A 15,937-nucleotide genomic window follows, 5' to 3' on the forward strand; every position below is an offset into this window, starting at 1 on the left:
CCTTTTATCGGGTAACGCTTAGTGCAGCGTTACCTGTTTCTGTTCAATTGCGTGAATCTGCACTTTAATCATCTCGCTGACCGGATCTTCAGGACACTGTTCAACGAAATAGGTCAAATCATTCAGCGCGATGTGATCACACTCTAATTGCGCATAGATCAAACCACGGTCGCGAATCTCGTAAGGATCGTCAGGATCGATCTGCAGCAGCACCTTGCTGACGTTCAGCGCCAGCTCCATCTGCCTCTCATCCATTAGCGCGGATTTCAAGGTGTCGAGCATCTTGCGCATCACGTTGATGGTCTTGGCTTCGTCGAGATCGTCGTTATACAGCTTGGCGGTTGGGCTAATGTTGCCTTTGAGCCACACTTCCAGCGTATGCGTATCCAGCGTTTCACCGTTGAACGGGTTTATCAGCCACATTTCGCCATCTAACCAGTCGGCACGCAGAATCAGCTGGGTCGGGAATATCACCGGCATCAGCGGTAATTCCAGCTCATCGGCGATGTGCAGCAGAATCACGCCCAGCGACACCGCAGTGCCCTGACGGCTCTTCAAGACTTTGTCGATCCACAGCGCGTCGGAGAGATTGTACACGCCGCTGGCGCCGCCAAATCCCCACTGACGATAGAACAGCTCCAGCAGCTTACCCAGCTGCAAATCGGCGTCCTGTTCGCTGCTGATGAACTCACGGGCTTCATCTACCAGCGCCGCCAACTGTTGTTGCACCGAAGGCGCGGAAAAATCATTGCGTATGGCGCATGTGGCGCCAATCACCGCTTCACTCAACGGTGTTTCACTGTAATCGAGTTGCTCTGGCGAGGTCATACAATCCCCAATAACGGCATTTTGGTCATCGCCAGCTTAATCACAAACAGCAACGCTACGATTGCAATCAGGAAGGCGATCCAACGTGTCCCCATTTTACGTGGGCGACGGCTCAATGCCACGGAACCTAAGGCGATGTAGATAATAACCGCTAACAGCTTCTCCGTCAGCCAGCTTCCTTGCGGTGTGAACGGATAAAAATGCGTAATCATCACCAGCAGCGCACCGCTTAACAGCAAAAAAGTGTCGTTAACGTGCGGCGCAATGCGCACCCAGCGGCGTTGCAGCATCGCTGAGCCGGTGGTTTGCCAGTAGAAGCGCAGCAAAAACAGACAAATCGTCAGCGCGACGGTCAGCAAGTGAAAATGTTTAATCAGGGGATACCAGCTCGCCATCGTTATTCCTTATTAAAAAATTGTCCTAGTGTGACGCGCGGATTACCGCCGTAATCGTCAACGGTGCTCACCGCCTGATAACCGTGCTGCGTCATGATGGCGCGCACGGCATCACCTTGCTGCCAGCCATGTTCCAGCAGCAGCCAGCCGCCAGCGTGCAGCCAGTGCGGTGCGGTGTGAATGATAAAACGTAAATCGGCCAAACCCTGATCGTCCGCCACCAGCGCGCTGCGCGGTTCAAAGCGCACGTCGCCCTGCTGCAGATGTTCATCGGCGGCATCAATATAGGGCGGATTGCTGACAATCAGATCAAAACGTTGGGCGGGAAGATCGTTAAACCAGTTGCTGAGGATGAAGCGGGCGTTATCAATGTGCAGACGCTGCGCATTGTCCTGCGCCAGTTCCACCGCCGCCGCGATGCGATCGCAGCCGATAACCTGGCAGCCTGGCCGTTCGCTGGCCAGCGCCAGCGCAATCGCGCCGGTGCCGGTGCCTAAATCCAACAGAGACGTCGCGGCGGCCGGCAGATGCGCCAGCGCTTGCTCCACCAGCACTTCAGTATCCGGGCGCGGGATCAGCGTGGTATCGCTAACGCGCAACGGCAGCGACCAGAATTCACGCTCGCCGACCAGATGCGCAATCGGCTCGCCGTTGACGCGGCGCGCCAGCAGCGCATTCAGTTGTTCCAGCTGCTGCGCGTCCAGTTCCGCATCGTCAAAGGCAATCAGCCAACTGCGCGCTTTGCCCGTCACAAAACCCAGCAATATTTCCGCATCGCGCTTCGGGCTGTCGCCGCCACAGAGCGCTACCACAGCCTGCTGTAGCCAGCGACGGATGATCATTAATCCTGTCCAGCCAGCGCGGCCAGCTGATCGGCTTGATACTCCTGCACAATCGGCTCTATCAGCGCATCCAGCTTGCCTTCCATCACCTCGTCGAGACGGTAAACCGTGAGGTTGATGCGGTGATCGGTGACGCGGCCCTGCGGGAAGTTGTAGGTGCGGTTACGATCCGAACGGTCGCCGCTGCCGAGCAGGTTACGACGCGTCGAAGCTTCAGCGGCATTACGCTTTGCCGTTTCCGCCGCGTGAATACGCGCACCCAACACCGCCAACGCTTTGGCTTTGTTTTTGTGCTGTGAACGTTCGTCCTGACACTCCACCACAATGCCAGTTGGCAAGTGGGTGATACGAATCGCGGAATCGGTGGTGTTAACGTGCTGACCACCGGCACCGGAAGAACGGAAGGTGTCGATTTTCAAATCGCCGGCGTTGATTTCCGGCATTTCCGCTTCGGGAAGTTCCGGCATGACCGCAACGGTACAAGCCGAGGTGTGAATACGGCCCTGCGATTCGGTTTCTGGCACGCGCTGTACGCGATGGCCGCCCGATTCAAACTTAAAGCGGCCATACGCGCCATCGCCGATGATGCGGGCGATCACTTCTTTATAGCCGCCGTGCTCACCTTCGTTGGCGCTGATGATCTCAACCTGCCAGCGACGCGCTTCGGCGTAACGGCTGTACATACGGAACAGATCGCCGGCAAAAATCGCCGCTTCATCACCGCCGGTTCCGGCGCGCACTTCGACAAAGCACGAACGTTCATCGTCGGGATCTTTCGGCAGCAGCAGCACTTGCAGCTGTTGTTCCAGCGCTTCACGCTTCTCGCGTGACAGCTTTAATTCTTCCTGCGCCATCTCGCGCATTTCCGGGTCTTCCAGCATCATTTCGGCAGTTTCAACGTCTTCCTGCACCTGCTGCCATTCGCGGAAACAACGGGTGACGTCGCTAAGCTGGGCATATTCGCGTGATAACGCACGGAAACGATCCTGATCGGCAATCACGCCGGCATCGCCCAGCAACGCTTCCACTTCCTCGTGGCGTTCCTGGAGCGCTTCCAGCTTGGCAACAATAGAGCTCTTCATGTAATAGCGGGTATCCCAGTGATAGGTCGTGACTGACCAGATTACTCTAAACCGAGGCTGTCACGTAAGATCTGCAGGCGTTCGCTGTCGCCGTCGCGCGCGGCCTGCTGCAGTGATTTGGTTGGTGCATGAATTAAACGGTTGGTCAGCTTGTGTGCCAGTTCCTGCAGCACTTTTTCGGCGTCAGCGCCCTGCTGCAGCGCGGCCAGCGCGCGTTCCTGTAACTCGGCGCGCACCTGACCGGCCTGCGAACGGTATTCACGGATGGTCTCAACCGCGCTTTGCGCGCGCAGCCAGGCCATAAATTCGCCGCTCTCCTGCACCACAATGCTTTCAGCCTGCACGGCGGCGGCTTTGCGCTGCGCCATGTTCTGCTCGATGATCGCTTGCAGATCATCAACGCTGTAGAGATAGGCGTTCGCCAGCTTGCCCACTTCCGGCTCGACATCGCGCGGTACGGCGATATCCACCAGCAGCATCGGCTGATTGCGACGCGCTTTCAGCGCGCGCTCCACCATCCCTTTACCGATAATCGGCAGCGGGCTGGCGGTGGAAGAGATAATGATGTCGGCATCGGCCAGACGGGTTTCGATATCGCCGAGGCCAATCACTTCTGCCCCCACTTCATCGGCCAGCAGCTGTGCGCGTTCGCGGGTGCGGTTGGCGATCATCAGCTTCTTGACGGAGTGTTCACGCAGATGACGCGCCACTAACTCGATGGTTTCACCAGCGCCGACCAGCAGCACGTTAACGGTGCTGAGAGATTCAAAAATTTGACGCGCCAGTGAACAGGCAGCGAAGGCGACCGATACGGCGCTGGCGCCAATCTCGGTTTCGGTGCGCACACGCTTGGCCACCGAGAAGGTTTTCTGGAACATGCGCTCCAGTTCACTGCTCAGCGCGTGGTCGCGTGACGAATCAACAAAAGCTTTTTTAACCTGACCTAAAATCTGTGGTTCACCCAACACCAGTGAATCCAGCCCGCTGGCCACGCGCATCAGATGGCTGACCGCCGCGTTATCCTGATGCCAGTAGAGGCTGTTGCGCACATCCTCTTCACGCAGATCGTGATAGTCACACAGCCAACGCACCAGCTTCTCCTGCAGGTCGGCTTGCTGCTCTACACTGAGGTAGAGTTCCGTACGGTTGCAGGTCGAGAGGACCACGCCGCTCTGCACCATCGGCTGGGACAGCAGGCTATTCAGCGCCAGTTCCAGCGTGTCTGGTGTAAACGCAACGCGTTCGCGTAGCGCAACAGGTGCAGTTTTGTGGTTGATTCCGAGTGCAAGCAGCGTCATGTGATTCGGGTTGGGATATCCCAAGTGTTGTCAGGGTTTTGTGCAGCGCATTCTACAAGATGCCACAGGTCAAGAAAAGCCATACAAAGCCTATGACAGTAATAAGATTAAACTGATCGTGCGCAATTATTGCCATAACAGCATTGACGGCTTACATGCGGATGGTTAGCGTTACCTGTTACGAAGTAAAAACGTGTCTGAGGAGATGACCACGTGATGCATTTGCCCCCGCGCAAGTTACTGCGCCTTTTACCCCTTGCCAGCGTGTTACTGGCTGCATGTACCATTAACAAACCACAAGGTCCGGGCCCAAGCACCACATCACCGCAATGGCAGCAGCATCAGCAAGCCGTGGCGAAAATCAGCCAGTATCAGACGCGCGGTGCGTTCGCTTACCTGTCGGATAAGCAAAAAGTGTATGCACGCTTTAACTGGCAGCAAACCGCTGCGGATCGCTATCGCCTGCTGCTGACCAATCCGCTGGGCAGCACCGAATTGCAGTTGGATGCGCAAGGTTCCGTGGTGCAGATCGTGGATAACAAAGGCAAGCGCTACGTGAGTAACGATGCCGAGAAGATGATTTCACAGCTTACCGGCATGGATATCCCGCTCGCCAATCTGCGTCAGTGGATGATGGGCTTGCCGGGCGATGCCAGCGATTATCAGCTGAATAACAATTACCAGCTGCAAAGCCTCAACTACAGCCGCAACGGTCAGCAGTGGAAAGTGAACATTTCTGATTACGACAGCAAAGTGAATCCGCCGCTGCCGGCGAATCTGGAGCTGTCTGAAGGCGGTCAGCGCATTAAATTACGCATGGATAGCTGGACCACTCAATGATCACCACGTGGCCCGCGCCAGCAAAACTGAATCTGTTCCTGTATATCACTGGCCGTCGTGCTGACGGCTACCACAATCTGCAAACGCTGTTTCAGTTCCTCGATTACGGTGACACGCTGGAAATCACACCGGACAGCAGCGGCAAGATAACGCTGCTGACGCCGCTGACTGGCGTGCCGGATGACGAGAACCTGATTGTGCGTGCTGCGCAGGCGTTAAAAACCGTTGCCGCTGCGCGTGGCACCTTGCCCGCGCAGGCCGGTGCCAGCATCGCGCTGGAGAAGGTTTTGCCGATGGGCGGCGGGCTTGGCGGCGGCTCTTCAGATGCGGCAACGGTGTTAGTGGCGCTGAATCATCTGTGGCAAACCGGATTAAGCGTTACCGAGCTGTCGACGATTGGCATCAAACTGGGCGCGGATGTGCCAGTGTTTATTGGAGGTCACGCGGCCTTTGCAGAAGGCGTGGGCGAACTATTGCAGCCGGCTGAACCGGCAGAAAAATGGTATCTGGTGGCGCATCCAGGCGTGAGCATCGCGACGCCTGATCTGTTCCGCGATCCCGAACTGACGCGCGATTCACCAATCCGCACATTAGATGAACTGTTACAGCGTCCTTTTCACAATGATTGTGAGGCTGTGGCAAGAAAACGTTTTCGTAAGGTTGATGAGCTGCTTTCCTGGCTGCTAGAATACGCGCCGTCGCGCCTGACTGGGACCGGAGCTTGTGTGTTTGCTGAATTTGACACCGAATCCGACGCACGTCAGGTGCTGGAGCTTGCCCCGAAATGGATTTGCGGATTTGTGGCGCGCGGGCTTAACCTCTCGCCGTTACAGCGCACACTTTCTGGGCTAAAAGCGTCTACGTGACAGTGTCACCCGTTCCAGACACTGCATGTTGCGCATTAACACACCCGTATGAACATGCTCTTTGGTATTCGCCGGTTACTCTAGAGCCGTTCATTCTCTGGACGCCAAGCCTGAGGTTCTTCTCGTGCCTGATATGAAGCTATTTGCTGGTAACGCCACCCCGGAACTAGCACAACGTATTGCCAACCGCCTTTACACTAGCCTCGGAGACGCCGCTGTTGGCCGTTTCAGTGATGGTGAAGTAAGTGTACAGATTAACGAAAATGTACGCGGTGGTGATATTTTCATCATCCAGTCCACCTGTGCCCCCACCAACGATAATCTGATGGAGCTGGTTGTGATGGTCGACGCCTTGCGTCGGGCTTCTGCTGGTCGTATTACTGCTGTCATTCCTTACTTTGGCTATGCGCGTCAGGACCGCCGTGTGCGTTCTGCTCGTGTACCGATCACCGCCAAAGTGGTTGCCGATTTCCTTTCTAGCGTGGGCGTTGACCGTGTTCTCACCGTTGACCTGCATGCTGAACAGATTCAGGGCTTCTTTGATGTCCCGGTGGATAACGTCTTCGGCAGCCCAATCCTGCTGGAAGATATGCTGCAAATTGGCCTGGAAAATCCCATTGTAGTTTCCCCAGACATCGGTGGCGTAGTGCGTGCCCGCGCCATCGCCAAACTGCTCAACGATACCGATATGGCTATCATCGACAAACGCCGCCCGCGCGCGAACGTTTCTCAGGTGATGCACATAATTGGTGACGTTGCGGGTCGTGACTGTGTACTGGTCGACGATATGATCGACACCGGCGGTACGCTGTGCAAAGCGGCTGAAGCGTTGAAAGAGCGCGGCGCGAAACGTGTTTTCGCTTACGCTACTCACCCAATCTTCTCCGGCAACGCGGTGGAAAACCTGCGTAAGTCGGTGATTGACCAGGTGATTGTCTGCGATACCATTCCGCTGTCTGAAGAGATGAAATCTCTGCCAAACGTGCGTACTCTGACGCTGTCTGGCATGTTGGCCGAAGCGATTCGTCGTATCAGCAACGAAGAATCAATCTCCGCGATGTTTGAGCATTAATTCATCGCGTGAAACCGGGCCTCGTGCCCGGTTTTTCTTTGCACCCTGCCCTCAATCTGACTCACCGATTAAGCCACTTTCCCCATTGATATTTGCGCGATAAATTTCGTTAAATCTCGCTATTATCGCTGCCATCCACTCTTTTCCATCAACTCGCATTGCCGCCCTTTAGCGCTCCAATAATTAATGGTATTTTCTTCCCCACTTTTTTAAGAGCTCCGACCACTATGACTCTCGACCTCTACACACTGTTTGTTTGCGAGCTCTTTGTGCTGGGGTTTTTGAGTATCATTTTGATTTTTGCCTGGGTCGGTGCGCAGTATGATCGCGTATTGGGCTGCACCACGCTGGCGCTGGTTTTAACCCTGGCGGCGGTGTTCCTGAGCAGCTTACGCAGTGCGGGATTCCATTTTTTACCGGTCGCGGTCGGCAACGTCATGCTGTTGCTGGCTTATGGCAATCTGCTCAATGCCTTCCGCATCTTCTGCGGTAACGCGATTGGCCTCAGCTGGTTAGGCGGCGGTTTGTTGTGGGCGATTTTGTGCCTGTTCCCCGCGTTTTATCATAGCCAGCCGAAGCGCGTGCTGGTGGTTTGCCTGCTGTGCATCATCTATACCGGCGCGCTAATCCGCTTGCTGTGGCGCGTGCGCGCGTCGTTGACCGTCACCTTCTGGCCGGCGCAAATCCTGCTATGGATCCATTTGCTGTTTCACGTGGCGCGTATCTTTCTGGACGATGCGGTGGCGACGCCGGTGCGCGGTGCGATTGGCGGTTCCAGCTTCTCGGTGTATGTGATTCTTGAATCGATCCTGTTTGTTATTGGCCTGAGTTTCACCATTCTGGCGATGGTCAACGAACGCACGCAAATCGCCCATAAACTGGCATCAATGCACGATCCGCTCACCAGCGTGTGGAACCGCCGCGCGCTATTCGAGCAGGCCGATAAAATGTTATTGCGCAGCGCGCGACAGTCACAACACTTTGTCTATAGCGCGGTGCTGTTCGATCTGGACCATTTTAAAAGCATCAATGACCGTTTCGGCCATCAGCAAGGCGATCAAGTGTTAATCGATTTTTGTCAGGTGGTGCAGGCGTTGATGCCGGAGAGTGGACATTTTGCCCGTTTGGGTGGCGAGGAGTTTGCTGCGATCATTCCCGGCGATGCCGAGCAGGCGCAGCGGGTATGTGAACGTATCCGTTTGGCGACACAGCTGTCGCAACCTAACGACGTGCGTTATACCGTCAGCATCGGTTATGCCACCGCGCTGCAGCCTGGCGAACCCTTCCCGCTGTTGCTGGCGCTGGCCGATGAAGCGTTGTACCGCGCAAAAGCCAGCGGCCGTAACCGCATCGAACGTTATCTCGCGCAGTTACAGCCGCTGCAGCAAACCGTACTCACTTAATGTGATGAGTGATTGCGACGGCAACGCTTATCGCCGTAATGACGTAACCAGTAATAACGATCTTCCACGCGCTCACGTCCGCTGACGCGCGCGCCCACCAGCCACAGTAAAGCGCCAACGAAGATGCTGAACATCGCACCGTGCGCAAGGAATTGCGGCAGGTTGAGTGAAGGAAGCTGGTTGATAATGGAATAGCCGACGCCTAATACCATCGTCAGTAAACCCAAACACATCAAACCGTTACCTACAAAGCGGCAATTTTGACGTTTCATGATCCACCTCCATCCTTTTAAAAGCAAAACAGCACGTATGGTTAACTAGCCATAAGCTTAGGCAATACCTGCCGCTTAAGTTGCGTACAGGATCACATATCCTTCACAACCTTTGACAAATCTTTACCGCCAGCGCCTTGATTTCGATAGAAAATGATTAGTCACGTAGAGACATTATCTGTGGCGCGCGGCCTTTGTCATCCGTGCCACCAGGCAGTAAACTATCGCCCTTTCCGCAGTAAGACAGGATAAACATCGTGAGCAGCATTAAACTGATTGTGGGGCTGGCCAATCCCGGCGCTGAATACGCCGCAACCCGCCATAACGCTGGCGCCTGGTATGTCGATTTACTGGCGAGCCGCAACAATCAGTCCTTAAAAGACGAGCCAAAGTTTTATGGCTACACCGCGCGCCTGTCGCTGGCGGGAGAAGATGTGCGCCTGCTGGTGCCCACCACTTTTATGAATCTCAGCGGCAAAGCGGTGGCGGCGATGGCGACTTTTTATCGCATTGCGCCAGAAGAGATTTTGGTAGCGCACGATGAGTTGGATTTACCGCCGGGCGTGGCGAAATTCAAGCAAGGTGGCGGCCACGGCGGCCATAACGGCCTGAAAGACATCATCAGCAAGCTGGGCAACAACAATAATTTTCACCGTTTACGCGTGGGTATTGGTCATCCTGGCGACCGCAATAAAGTGACCGGTTTCGTGCTGGGTAAGCCGCCAGCCAGCGAACAAAAGCTGATTGATGATGCCGTAGACGAAGCGGTGCGCTGCACCGAACTGTGGCTGAAAGAAGATAAGATTAAGGCGATGAACCGCCTGCACGCGTTCAAGGCGGGCTAAGGCCAATTCCCGAGCCGCAGAAGGCAATTCTGTGTATAATGCGCGAAATTTTTTGAATCTGTCGGCGCTATTGAACAGCGCTGCGCACTCAGTGAGAAAGGTAATCAGACCATGGGATTTAAATGCGGTATTGTGGGCCTGCCGAACGTCGGTAAATCCACCCTGTTCAACGCGCTGACTAAAGCGGGTATCGAAGCAGCCAACTTTCCGTTCTGCACCATCGAACCAAACACCGGTGTGGTACCAATGCCCGATCTGCGCCTCGATCAGCTGAGCGAGATTGTTAAGCCACAGCGCGTCGTACCCACCACCATGGAATTCGTCGATATCGCCGGTCTGGTGAAAGGCGCGTCCAAAGGTGAAGGCCTGGGCAACCAGTTCCTGACCAACATCCGTGAAACCGAAGCCATCGGTCACGTGGTGCGCTGCTTTGAAAACGACAACATCATCCACGTTGCGGGTAAAGTTAACCCGGCGGAAGATATTGACGTGATCAACACCGAGCTGGCGCTGTCGGATCTCGACACCTGCGAACGTGCGATTCAGCGTTGCCAGAAGAAAGCCAAAGGCGGCGACAAAGATGCGAAAGCCGAGCTGGCTGCGCTGGAGAAGTGCCTGCCACATCTGTCAGAAGCGGGCATGCTGCGCGCACTGAATCTGGATGCTGACGAGAAAGCGGCCATCCGCTACCTCAGCTTCCTGACGCTGAAGCCAACCATGTACATCGCTAACGTCAACGAAGACGGTTTCGAAAACAATCCGTACCTCGATCAGGTGCGTGCGATTGCCGAAGCCGAAGGTTCGGTGGTGGTGCCAGTGTGTGCTGCCGTTGAGTCTGATATCGCTGAGCTGGAAGATGACGAACGCGACGAGTTCATGGCTGAACTGGGTCTGGAAGAGCCGGGCCTGAACCGCGTGATCCGCGCCGGTTATGCGCTGCTCAACCTGCAAACCTACTTCACCGCAGGCGTGAAAGAAGTGCGTGCATGGACCATTCCTGTCGGCGCCACCGCGCCACAGGCGGCGGGTAAAATCCATACCGACTTCGAGAAAGGCTTTATCCGCGCTCAGACCATCGCGTTTGAAGATTTCGTTGCGTTTAAAGGCGAACAAGGCGCGAAAGAAGCCGGTAAAATGCGCTCAGAAGGTAAAGAGTACATTGTAAAAGATGGCGATGTGATGAACTTCTTGTTCAACGTCTAAAATAAAATCTGCTGTCTCATGAGGTTTCATTGAATCTCATGAGTTTCATAAAAACTCATTAAATCCACGCACTTGCGTGGATTTTTTATTTCATAATGTCTCACATGGTTTCATAACAGCGCAGTAAAAATTGAGTACGTAGGTGAGTACGCCAAACTTCCATCTTCATTTTAAGTGAGTACAATAACGGTTTAATAAACATACAAGGAATCGTTATGCTTACTGATACTCAATGCCGCACAGCAAAAGCGAAAGAAAAGCTCTACCGCCTCAATGATTTCAATGGGTTATATCTCGAAATCAAACCTAACGGCAAAAAGGCGTGGCGCTATCGGTTTAAACTTAACGGTAAATCCAGCATGTTTGCGCTGGGTGAGTACCCTACGGTTAAACTTGCCGAAGCTCGCGAGAAATGTGAGCAAGCGCGTAAACAAGTCGCCAATGGAGTTAGCCCTACTCAGGCTCGCCAGTTAGATAAAATCCGTAAGGTCAATGACGCATCCAACACCTTTGAGCTAGTCGCTAAAGAGTGGTTGCAGATGAAAGACTGGGCCGAAATCACCAAAACGCGGCGACTAGATATGCTTAAACGTGTGGTTTTTCCCGCAATAGGTAAGCTCCCTGTCAGGGAAATAACCCCGCACCACATTCTAAAAATTCTTCAGGAAACAGCTAAGCGCGGCGCTCCGTCCGTTGCCGCTGAAGTCCGCCGCACCATTTCATCGGTTTTTGAACTAGCAGTAGCGACACTCAGAGCAGATAGCGATCCTGTTTGGCCAGTACGTAAGGCGATTCCGGCAAATAAAACGCAGCACAAAAAGGCACTGTCCCCGCAGCAAATCGGTAAGTTATTAGGCTGTTTTGACAACACTCGCGGAACATACCAAGTAAACTATTGCATGTGGCTAATGTGGTGGACGCTGGCGCGTCCTGCCGAAGTCACCGAAGCAGAATGGGCCGAATTCGATCTTGATGATGCACTATGGACCATTCCGGCTTCGCGCATGAAAGCTCGCAGAGAACACGTTATTCCCCTGCCCTCCCAAGCAGTCAAAATGCTCAGAACACTACAGGGATTGACCGGGCATCGGCCGCACCTTTTCCCGGGCAGAGATAATCCGCTAGGTCCAATGACATCTCACTCTCTGCGACAGTTACTTAAAAGCCTCGGCTGGAGCGGAACATATAGCCCTCATGCAACCCGAACCACAGGAAGTACCCGCTTAAACGAAATGGGCTATCGACCTGATGCTATTGAGGCCCAACTTGCGCACGCTGATACCAACAATGTTCGTCGCACATACAACCATGCAACTTATCTTGATGAGCGTAAAGTGATGATGCAGGAATGGGCTGATATGTTGGACAAATGGGAGCAGGTCAATCGGGCTGTGCAGGTGTAGATCCCACTTGTTCCATTCCGATCCTTTCATGCAAGGAAACTCCATCTCATTGAGATTAATCATAATGGCATGATAGGAGGAGTTACGCGCGAGTGCTATAAAATTGAGCTGCACATGAAGTTCAGGTTATAAGATTGACCTGCTCACCGTTGATGAAGGCACCTCAATATTAGCCATGTAGTTGTTGGAGTTGCGAACTTACGCTACTCGCTCATAGCAGCCTAGGTTGATGCCTTGGGCTGCTTGGTGCCAAGAGCGGTAGTAGCTAGGTAGAATCCGCTGAATCAAACAAGGTATGATGTAAGTGTTGCTACGGGTAAGACACGATTAATAAAAGGGGAAGCACATGGTTGATTATCAAGAAACCGAGCTTGATGAAGAATTGGTTGCGCCAAGTACGGAAGAGGAAGAGCCGGAACTGCTTGATGAGGTGATGCACCCTTTCAATCCGACCGATATTGATATCGTCGTTGAGCCGAAGTCGTTGGATGCCTTGATTAAGCGAATTCAGCACAATGAGATCGACATGAATACTGATTTTCAGCGTCATGCTGAGTTATGGGACAACCGCAAGATGAGCCGGTTAATCGAATCCATTTTGATTCGGTTCCCGTTACCGGCTTTCTACTTTGATGCGTCCGATGAAAATAATTGGCTAATTGTAGATGGTTTACAGCGATTATCTACGATTCGCAAGTTTGTGTTAGATAAAAAGCTTCGCCTTAATGGGCTGGAATTCTTAACGGAACTTAATGGTAAAACCTTCGATAAATTGCATCGTCAATATCAGCGCCGTATTGAAGAATGCCCTGTTACTGTGTATATGATTAAGCCAGGTACGCCTGAGGATGTTAAGTATTCGGTGTTTCGCCGGATCAATACAGGCGGCTTAACGCTCAATAATCAAGAGATCCGTAATGCGCTCGCTAAGCCACGAGACAGAGAATTGCTCGAAGAGTTAGCCAATTCAGAATGCTCGAAAGCAATGCTAGGTGACCTTTCCAAACGTATGAAGGATCAGGAACTGGTATTGCGATTCTGGGCATTCTACCGCTTTGATTATTTAGACCCTAAAAACAAAAAGGAAATTTCCTCGTTTTTAGATAAAGCCATGGAAGACATCAAAAAAGGCGATGATGTCTACCGTGCAGAGTTTCAAGATAGGTATTTAACTGCGATTGAGCGCTGTCTCCAGCTGTTGGGAGAAAAAGGGTTTGAAAAAAATCCTTCATCAAGAAGACGGTCAAAAAATGCAACACTATTTGAAGTCTGGATGGTTATGCTGGTGAAATTAACTGAAAACGAGTTTGGCCGCTTAGTTTATAATCAATCCGAGTTTCAAAACAAGGTACAGACGTTATTGGAAGATGCTGAGTTTATTAATGTTATTAGCTATTCCACTCAGCGAAAAGAGCATGTGGAAATACGCTACGAAAAAGTCAATGCGTTGATTAAAGAGATGCTTAATGATTGAGTTTATTAATATCCGTAACTTTAAAACCTTGTTAAATGCTAGTTTTCCACTGGGTACTCTGAATCTATTCTCAGGCCTTAATGGCATGGGAAAATCAACGCTTATGCAAAGCTTGTTGCTTTTAAGGCAGTCTTATGAACGCAACACTCTTAAAAACAAGGGGTTGCTGTTAAATGGTGATTATGTCAATATCGGTACGGGTAAAGACGCTCTCTCTAGTTTTAGTGAACAAGAAAAGATTATTTTTACCATTAAATGGCTAGAAAAAGAACAGCCAACACGGTTTGAGTTTGACTATCAACATGACTCAGATCTACTGCCGCTGCGTACATCGGGTATTGATGGTGATTCAGAATCGCTAAGCTTATTTAACTCTAATTTTCAGTATTTATGTGCTGACAGGTTAGGTCCGCAAAGTCATCACCAGTTGTCTGAGTTTCATATTCGTGATTTAAAATCGCTTGGCCATCATGGTGAATTTGCGGTTCATTTTATCGCGGTTAATGGCGCTAAAGACTTAGAAATAGAAGCGTTACGCCATCAAAAGGCTGTTTCAGGAACTCTACTTTCTAATATTGAAGCATGGATGTCGGATATTACGCCCGGGTTGAAAATCAAAGCAGTGGCGCAGCCTCAGTTTAATTCGGCGAGCCTTAGTTACTCTTTCAACCAAGGTAAAGACACTACCGAAGATTTTAAACCACAGAATGTGGGGTTTGGATTAAGTTATGTGTTACCTGTTGTAGCCAGTATACTAAGTGCAGCAAAAGGTGATTTGCTGATTATTGAAAATCCTGAGTCACACTTGCACCCCGCTGGGCAGTCCTTGATGGGTAGATTGTGTTCCATTGCTGCCAATAATGGCGTTCAATTAATCGTTGAATCTCATTCTGATCATTTTCTCAACGGTATACGGGTTGCGGTTAAGCAGAAAGTGGTTGCAGCTGACGATGTCAAAGTCTTTTTCTTGCAGCGAGATGTTCATAACTCCATTCACGCCTCTGAAGTCATGTACCCCAATATTGATGATGAGGGACGAATAGATTGCTGGCCGGAAGGCTTCTTTGACCAATGGGATAAGGAGCTGGATCATCTGTTATGAATAATGGAATTGTGTTGAACCATCACTCTTTGCCATTTGCCAACAAAGAGGATGCAGATGAAGGACTAATGGCTTTTTTTACTGTGCTTAAGGTTTGCCGAACTGCTGGGCTGAAAGTTTTACTAGTCGATGAAGATCAAGACAAGTCGCTAATGGGGCTGGAGCTGACTAACGGATACTTTGTGCGCAGTTGGCTTGCCTCTGCAAGAAAAGTTGCGGAGCTTGCGGATTGGTGCCGATTTCTTAAGTCTCTTGAAACGAAACAGCCTCTCTTTGAAATCGTGGATATTGAAAGTGTAAGTGATGTATTAGAAGTTGGCTTGCCAGGGGAAGAATCAGGTAAGTCGGTGCTATTAGCCGCGTTCTATTTTGAAACTTTTCTTGCCAGTTTTACGGCTTTGGCCTCTTGGGCTAATAGCCATTTTAATGTATGGGTTTTCGAGCTTGATGCAACACCAGATCAAAGGGATGAAACGCTTTTAAATCTTAGTGATTCTGCGAGCTTGGATGTGCATGCTGATGAACTCAAACAACGTCGTAATGCGCTGTTAAGTTCCGCTAAGGATATCTGGTTTAAAAGAGAAGATTTTTTTCCTCATCTCACTTTATTGTCAAATCAAATTGGTACAAGTCTGCAATGTTGGTCTGCTAGGCAAGATGTCTTGTTCAAGGCGCGAGATGCGCTAAATGTGATGGAGTCATTTAGTGGGAGATGGCTTTCAGGTGAGTATGTAGATTACCATCATGAGTATTTGAGAGGTTTGGGGTTGGCAGCTGAAGTTAGCGGTGAATCTGAAAGTGTAAATAATGATCCAAAAAAGAAGAATGAGCGCATGTTTTGGTTAGATGATGGACGGAAGGTCTATTGCGAGAATCATGTAAAACTGACTGACGGTTACCGCCTACATTTTTATGCTGACGCACTAAATAAGCGGATATATGTGGTGTATTTAGGGCCGCATTTAACTTTATGAATTTAAGTGTATTAGCTCAGACCTGATCTGACAGTTAC

Annotated in this window: 16 protein-coding genes; 10 read left to right on the top strand and 6 right to left on the bottom strand. The window is 51.6% G+C overall.

Annotated features, from left to right (window positions below):
• Positions 1–18: 18 nt before the first annotated feature.
• From sirB1 to hemA, 5 genes are read right to left on the bottom strand one after another with little or no spacing between them, the layout of a single operon-like run.
• Complete coding sequence (sirB1, locus tag K5Y32_RS07735) at positions 19–828, bottom strand: invasion regulator SirB1 (RefSeq protein WP_222182593.1); 810 nt, start codon at positions 826–828, stop codon at positions 19–21.
• Positions 825–1,223 (bottom strand): SirB2 family protein, encoded by a 399-nt coding sequence (locus tag K5Y32_RS07740; RefSeq protein ID WP_101764112.1) that lies wholly within the window; start codon positions 1,221–1,223, stop codon positions 825–827. Before K5Y32_RS07740 ends, sirB1 begins: the two co-directional genes overlap by 4 nt.
• Positions 1,224–1,225: 2 nt before the next feature.
• Entirely contained in the window at positions 1,226–2,065 is an 840-nt protein-coding gene (gene prmC / locus K5Y32_RS07745; protein WP_222182595.1) for a peptide chain release factor N(5)-glutamine methyltransferase, read from the bottom strand.
• Positions 2,065–3,147 (bottom strand): peptide chain release factor 1, encoded by a 1,083-nt coding sequence (gene prfA / locus K5Y32_RS07750; RefSeq protein ID WP_101764110.1) that lies wholly within the window; start codon positions 3,145–3,147, stop codon positions 2,065–2,067. The genes prmC and prfA overlap by 1 nt, the downstream gene beginning before the upstream one ends.
• 41 nt (positions 3,148–3,188) lie before the next feature.
• A complete protein-coding gene (gene hemA / locus K5Y32_RS07755; RefSeq protein ID WP_222182597.1) occupies positions 3,189–4,445 on the bottom strand; it encodes a glutamyl-tRNA reductase in 1,257 nt (418 codons plus the stop codon).
• Between the two features lie 216 nt (positions 4,446–4,661).
• Here hemA and lolB point away from each other — a divergent pair, with 216 nt between their 5' ends.
• The 4 genes from lolB (at position 4,662) to K5Y32_RS07775 (ending at position 8,626) form a co-directional block, all read left to right on the top strand.
• Positions 4,662–5,285, top strand: a complete 624-nt coding sequence (gene lolB / locus K5Y32_RS07760; protein WP_101764109.1) for a lipoprotein insertase outer membrane protein LolB — start codon at positions 4,662–4,664, stop codon at positions 5,283–5,285.
• Entirely contained in the window at positions 5,282–6,151 is an 870-nt protein-coding gene (gene ispE / locus K5Y32_RS07765; RefSeq protein WP_137385973.1) for a 4-(cytidine 5'-diphospho)-2-C-methyl-D-erythritol kinase, read from the top strand. The genes lolB and ispE overlap by 4 nt, the downstream gene beginning before the upstream one ends.
• 124 nt (positions 6,152–6,275) lie before the next feature.
• The gene (gene prs / locus K5Y32_RS07770) at positions 6,276–7,223 is read left to right on the top strand and encodes a ribose-phosphate diphosphokinase (protein WP_006118899.1); all 948 of its coding nucleotides are present in this window, start codon (positions 6,276–6,278) and stop codon (positions 7,221–7,223) included.
• Positions 7,224–7,450: 227 nt separating this feature from the next.
• The gene (locus tag K5Y32_RS07775) at positions 7,451–8,626 is read left to right on the top strand and encodes a GGDEF domain-containing protein (RefSeq protein WP_222182599.1); all 1,176 of its coding nucleotides are present in this window, start codon (positions 7,451–7,453) and stop codon (positions 8,624–8,626) included.
• Here the strand turns inward: K5Y32_RS07775 and ychH are convergent.
• Complete coding sequence (gene ychH, locus K5Y32_RS07780; protein WP_061723496.1) at positions 8,623–8,898, bottom strand: stress-induced protein YchH; 276 nt, start codon at positions 8,896–8,898, stop codon at positions 8,623–8,625. The genes K5Y32_RS07775 and ychH overlap by 4 nt on opposite strands.
• 257 nt (positions 8,899–9,155) lie before the next feature.
• Between ychH and pth the strand changes: the two genes are divergently transcribed.
• From pth to K5Y32_RS07810, 6 genes are all read left to right on the top strand, one after another.
• Complete coding sequence (gene pth, locus K5Y32_RS07785) at positions 9,156–9,743, top strand: aminoacyl-tRNA hydrolase (protein ID WP_008107639.1); 588 nt, start codon at positions 9,156–9,158, stop codon at positions 9,741–9,743.
• A 111-nt stretch (positions 9,744–9,854) separates the two neighbouring features.
• Positions 9,855–10,946, top strand: a complete 1,092-nt coding sequence (gene ychF, locus K5Y32_RS07790; protein ID WP_008107633.1) for a redox-regulated ATPase YchF — start codon at positions 9,855–9,857, stop codon at positions 10,944–10,946.
• 215 nt (positions 10,947–11,161) lie between these two features.
• Positions 11,162–12,349 carry an integrase arm-type DNA-binding domain-containing protein gene (locus tag K5Y32_RS07795; RefSeq protein WP_222182601.1) on the top strand — a complete coding sequence of 396 codons (1,188 nt, stop codon included), beginning with the start codon at positions 11,162–11,164 and terminating at the stop codon, positions 12,347–12,349.
• 346 nt (positions 12,350–12,695) lie between these two features.
• Positions 12,696–13,823, top strand: coding sequence for a DUF262 domain-containing protein (locus tag K5Y32_RS07800; protein ID WP_222182603.1), 1,128 nt, complete (start codon positions 12,696–12,698; stop codon positions 13,821–13,823).
• On the top strand, positions 13,816–14,925 hold the full coding sequence (locus K5Y32_RS07805) for a DUF3696 domain-containing protein (RefSeq protein WP_222182605.1): 1,110 nt from the start codon (positions 13,816–13,818) through the stop codon (positions 14,923–14,925). Before K5Y32_RS07800 ends, K5Y32_RS07805 begins: the two co-directional genes overlap by 8 nt.
• Positions 14,922–15,899 (top strand): hypothetical protein, encoded by a 978-nt coding sequence (locus K5Y32_RS07810; protein WP_222182607.1) that lies wholly within the window; start codon positions 14,922–14,924, stop codon positions 15,897–15,899. The genes K5Y32_RS07805 and K5Y32_RS07810 overlap by 4 nt, the downstream gene beginning before the upstream one ends.
• Positions 15,900–15,937: the final 38 nt, after the last annotated feature.

Origin of the sequence: Pantoea sp. DY-15 (assembly GCF_019795935.1) — a bacterium.
GTDB lineage: Bacteria > Pseudomonadota > Gammaproteobacteria > Enterobacterales > Enterobacteriaceae > Pantoea > Pantoea leporis.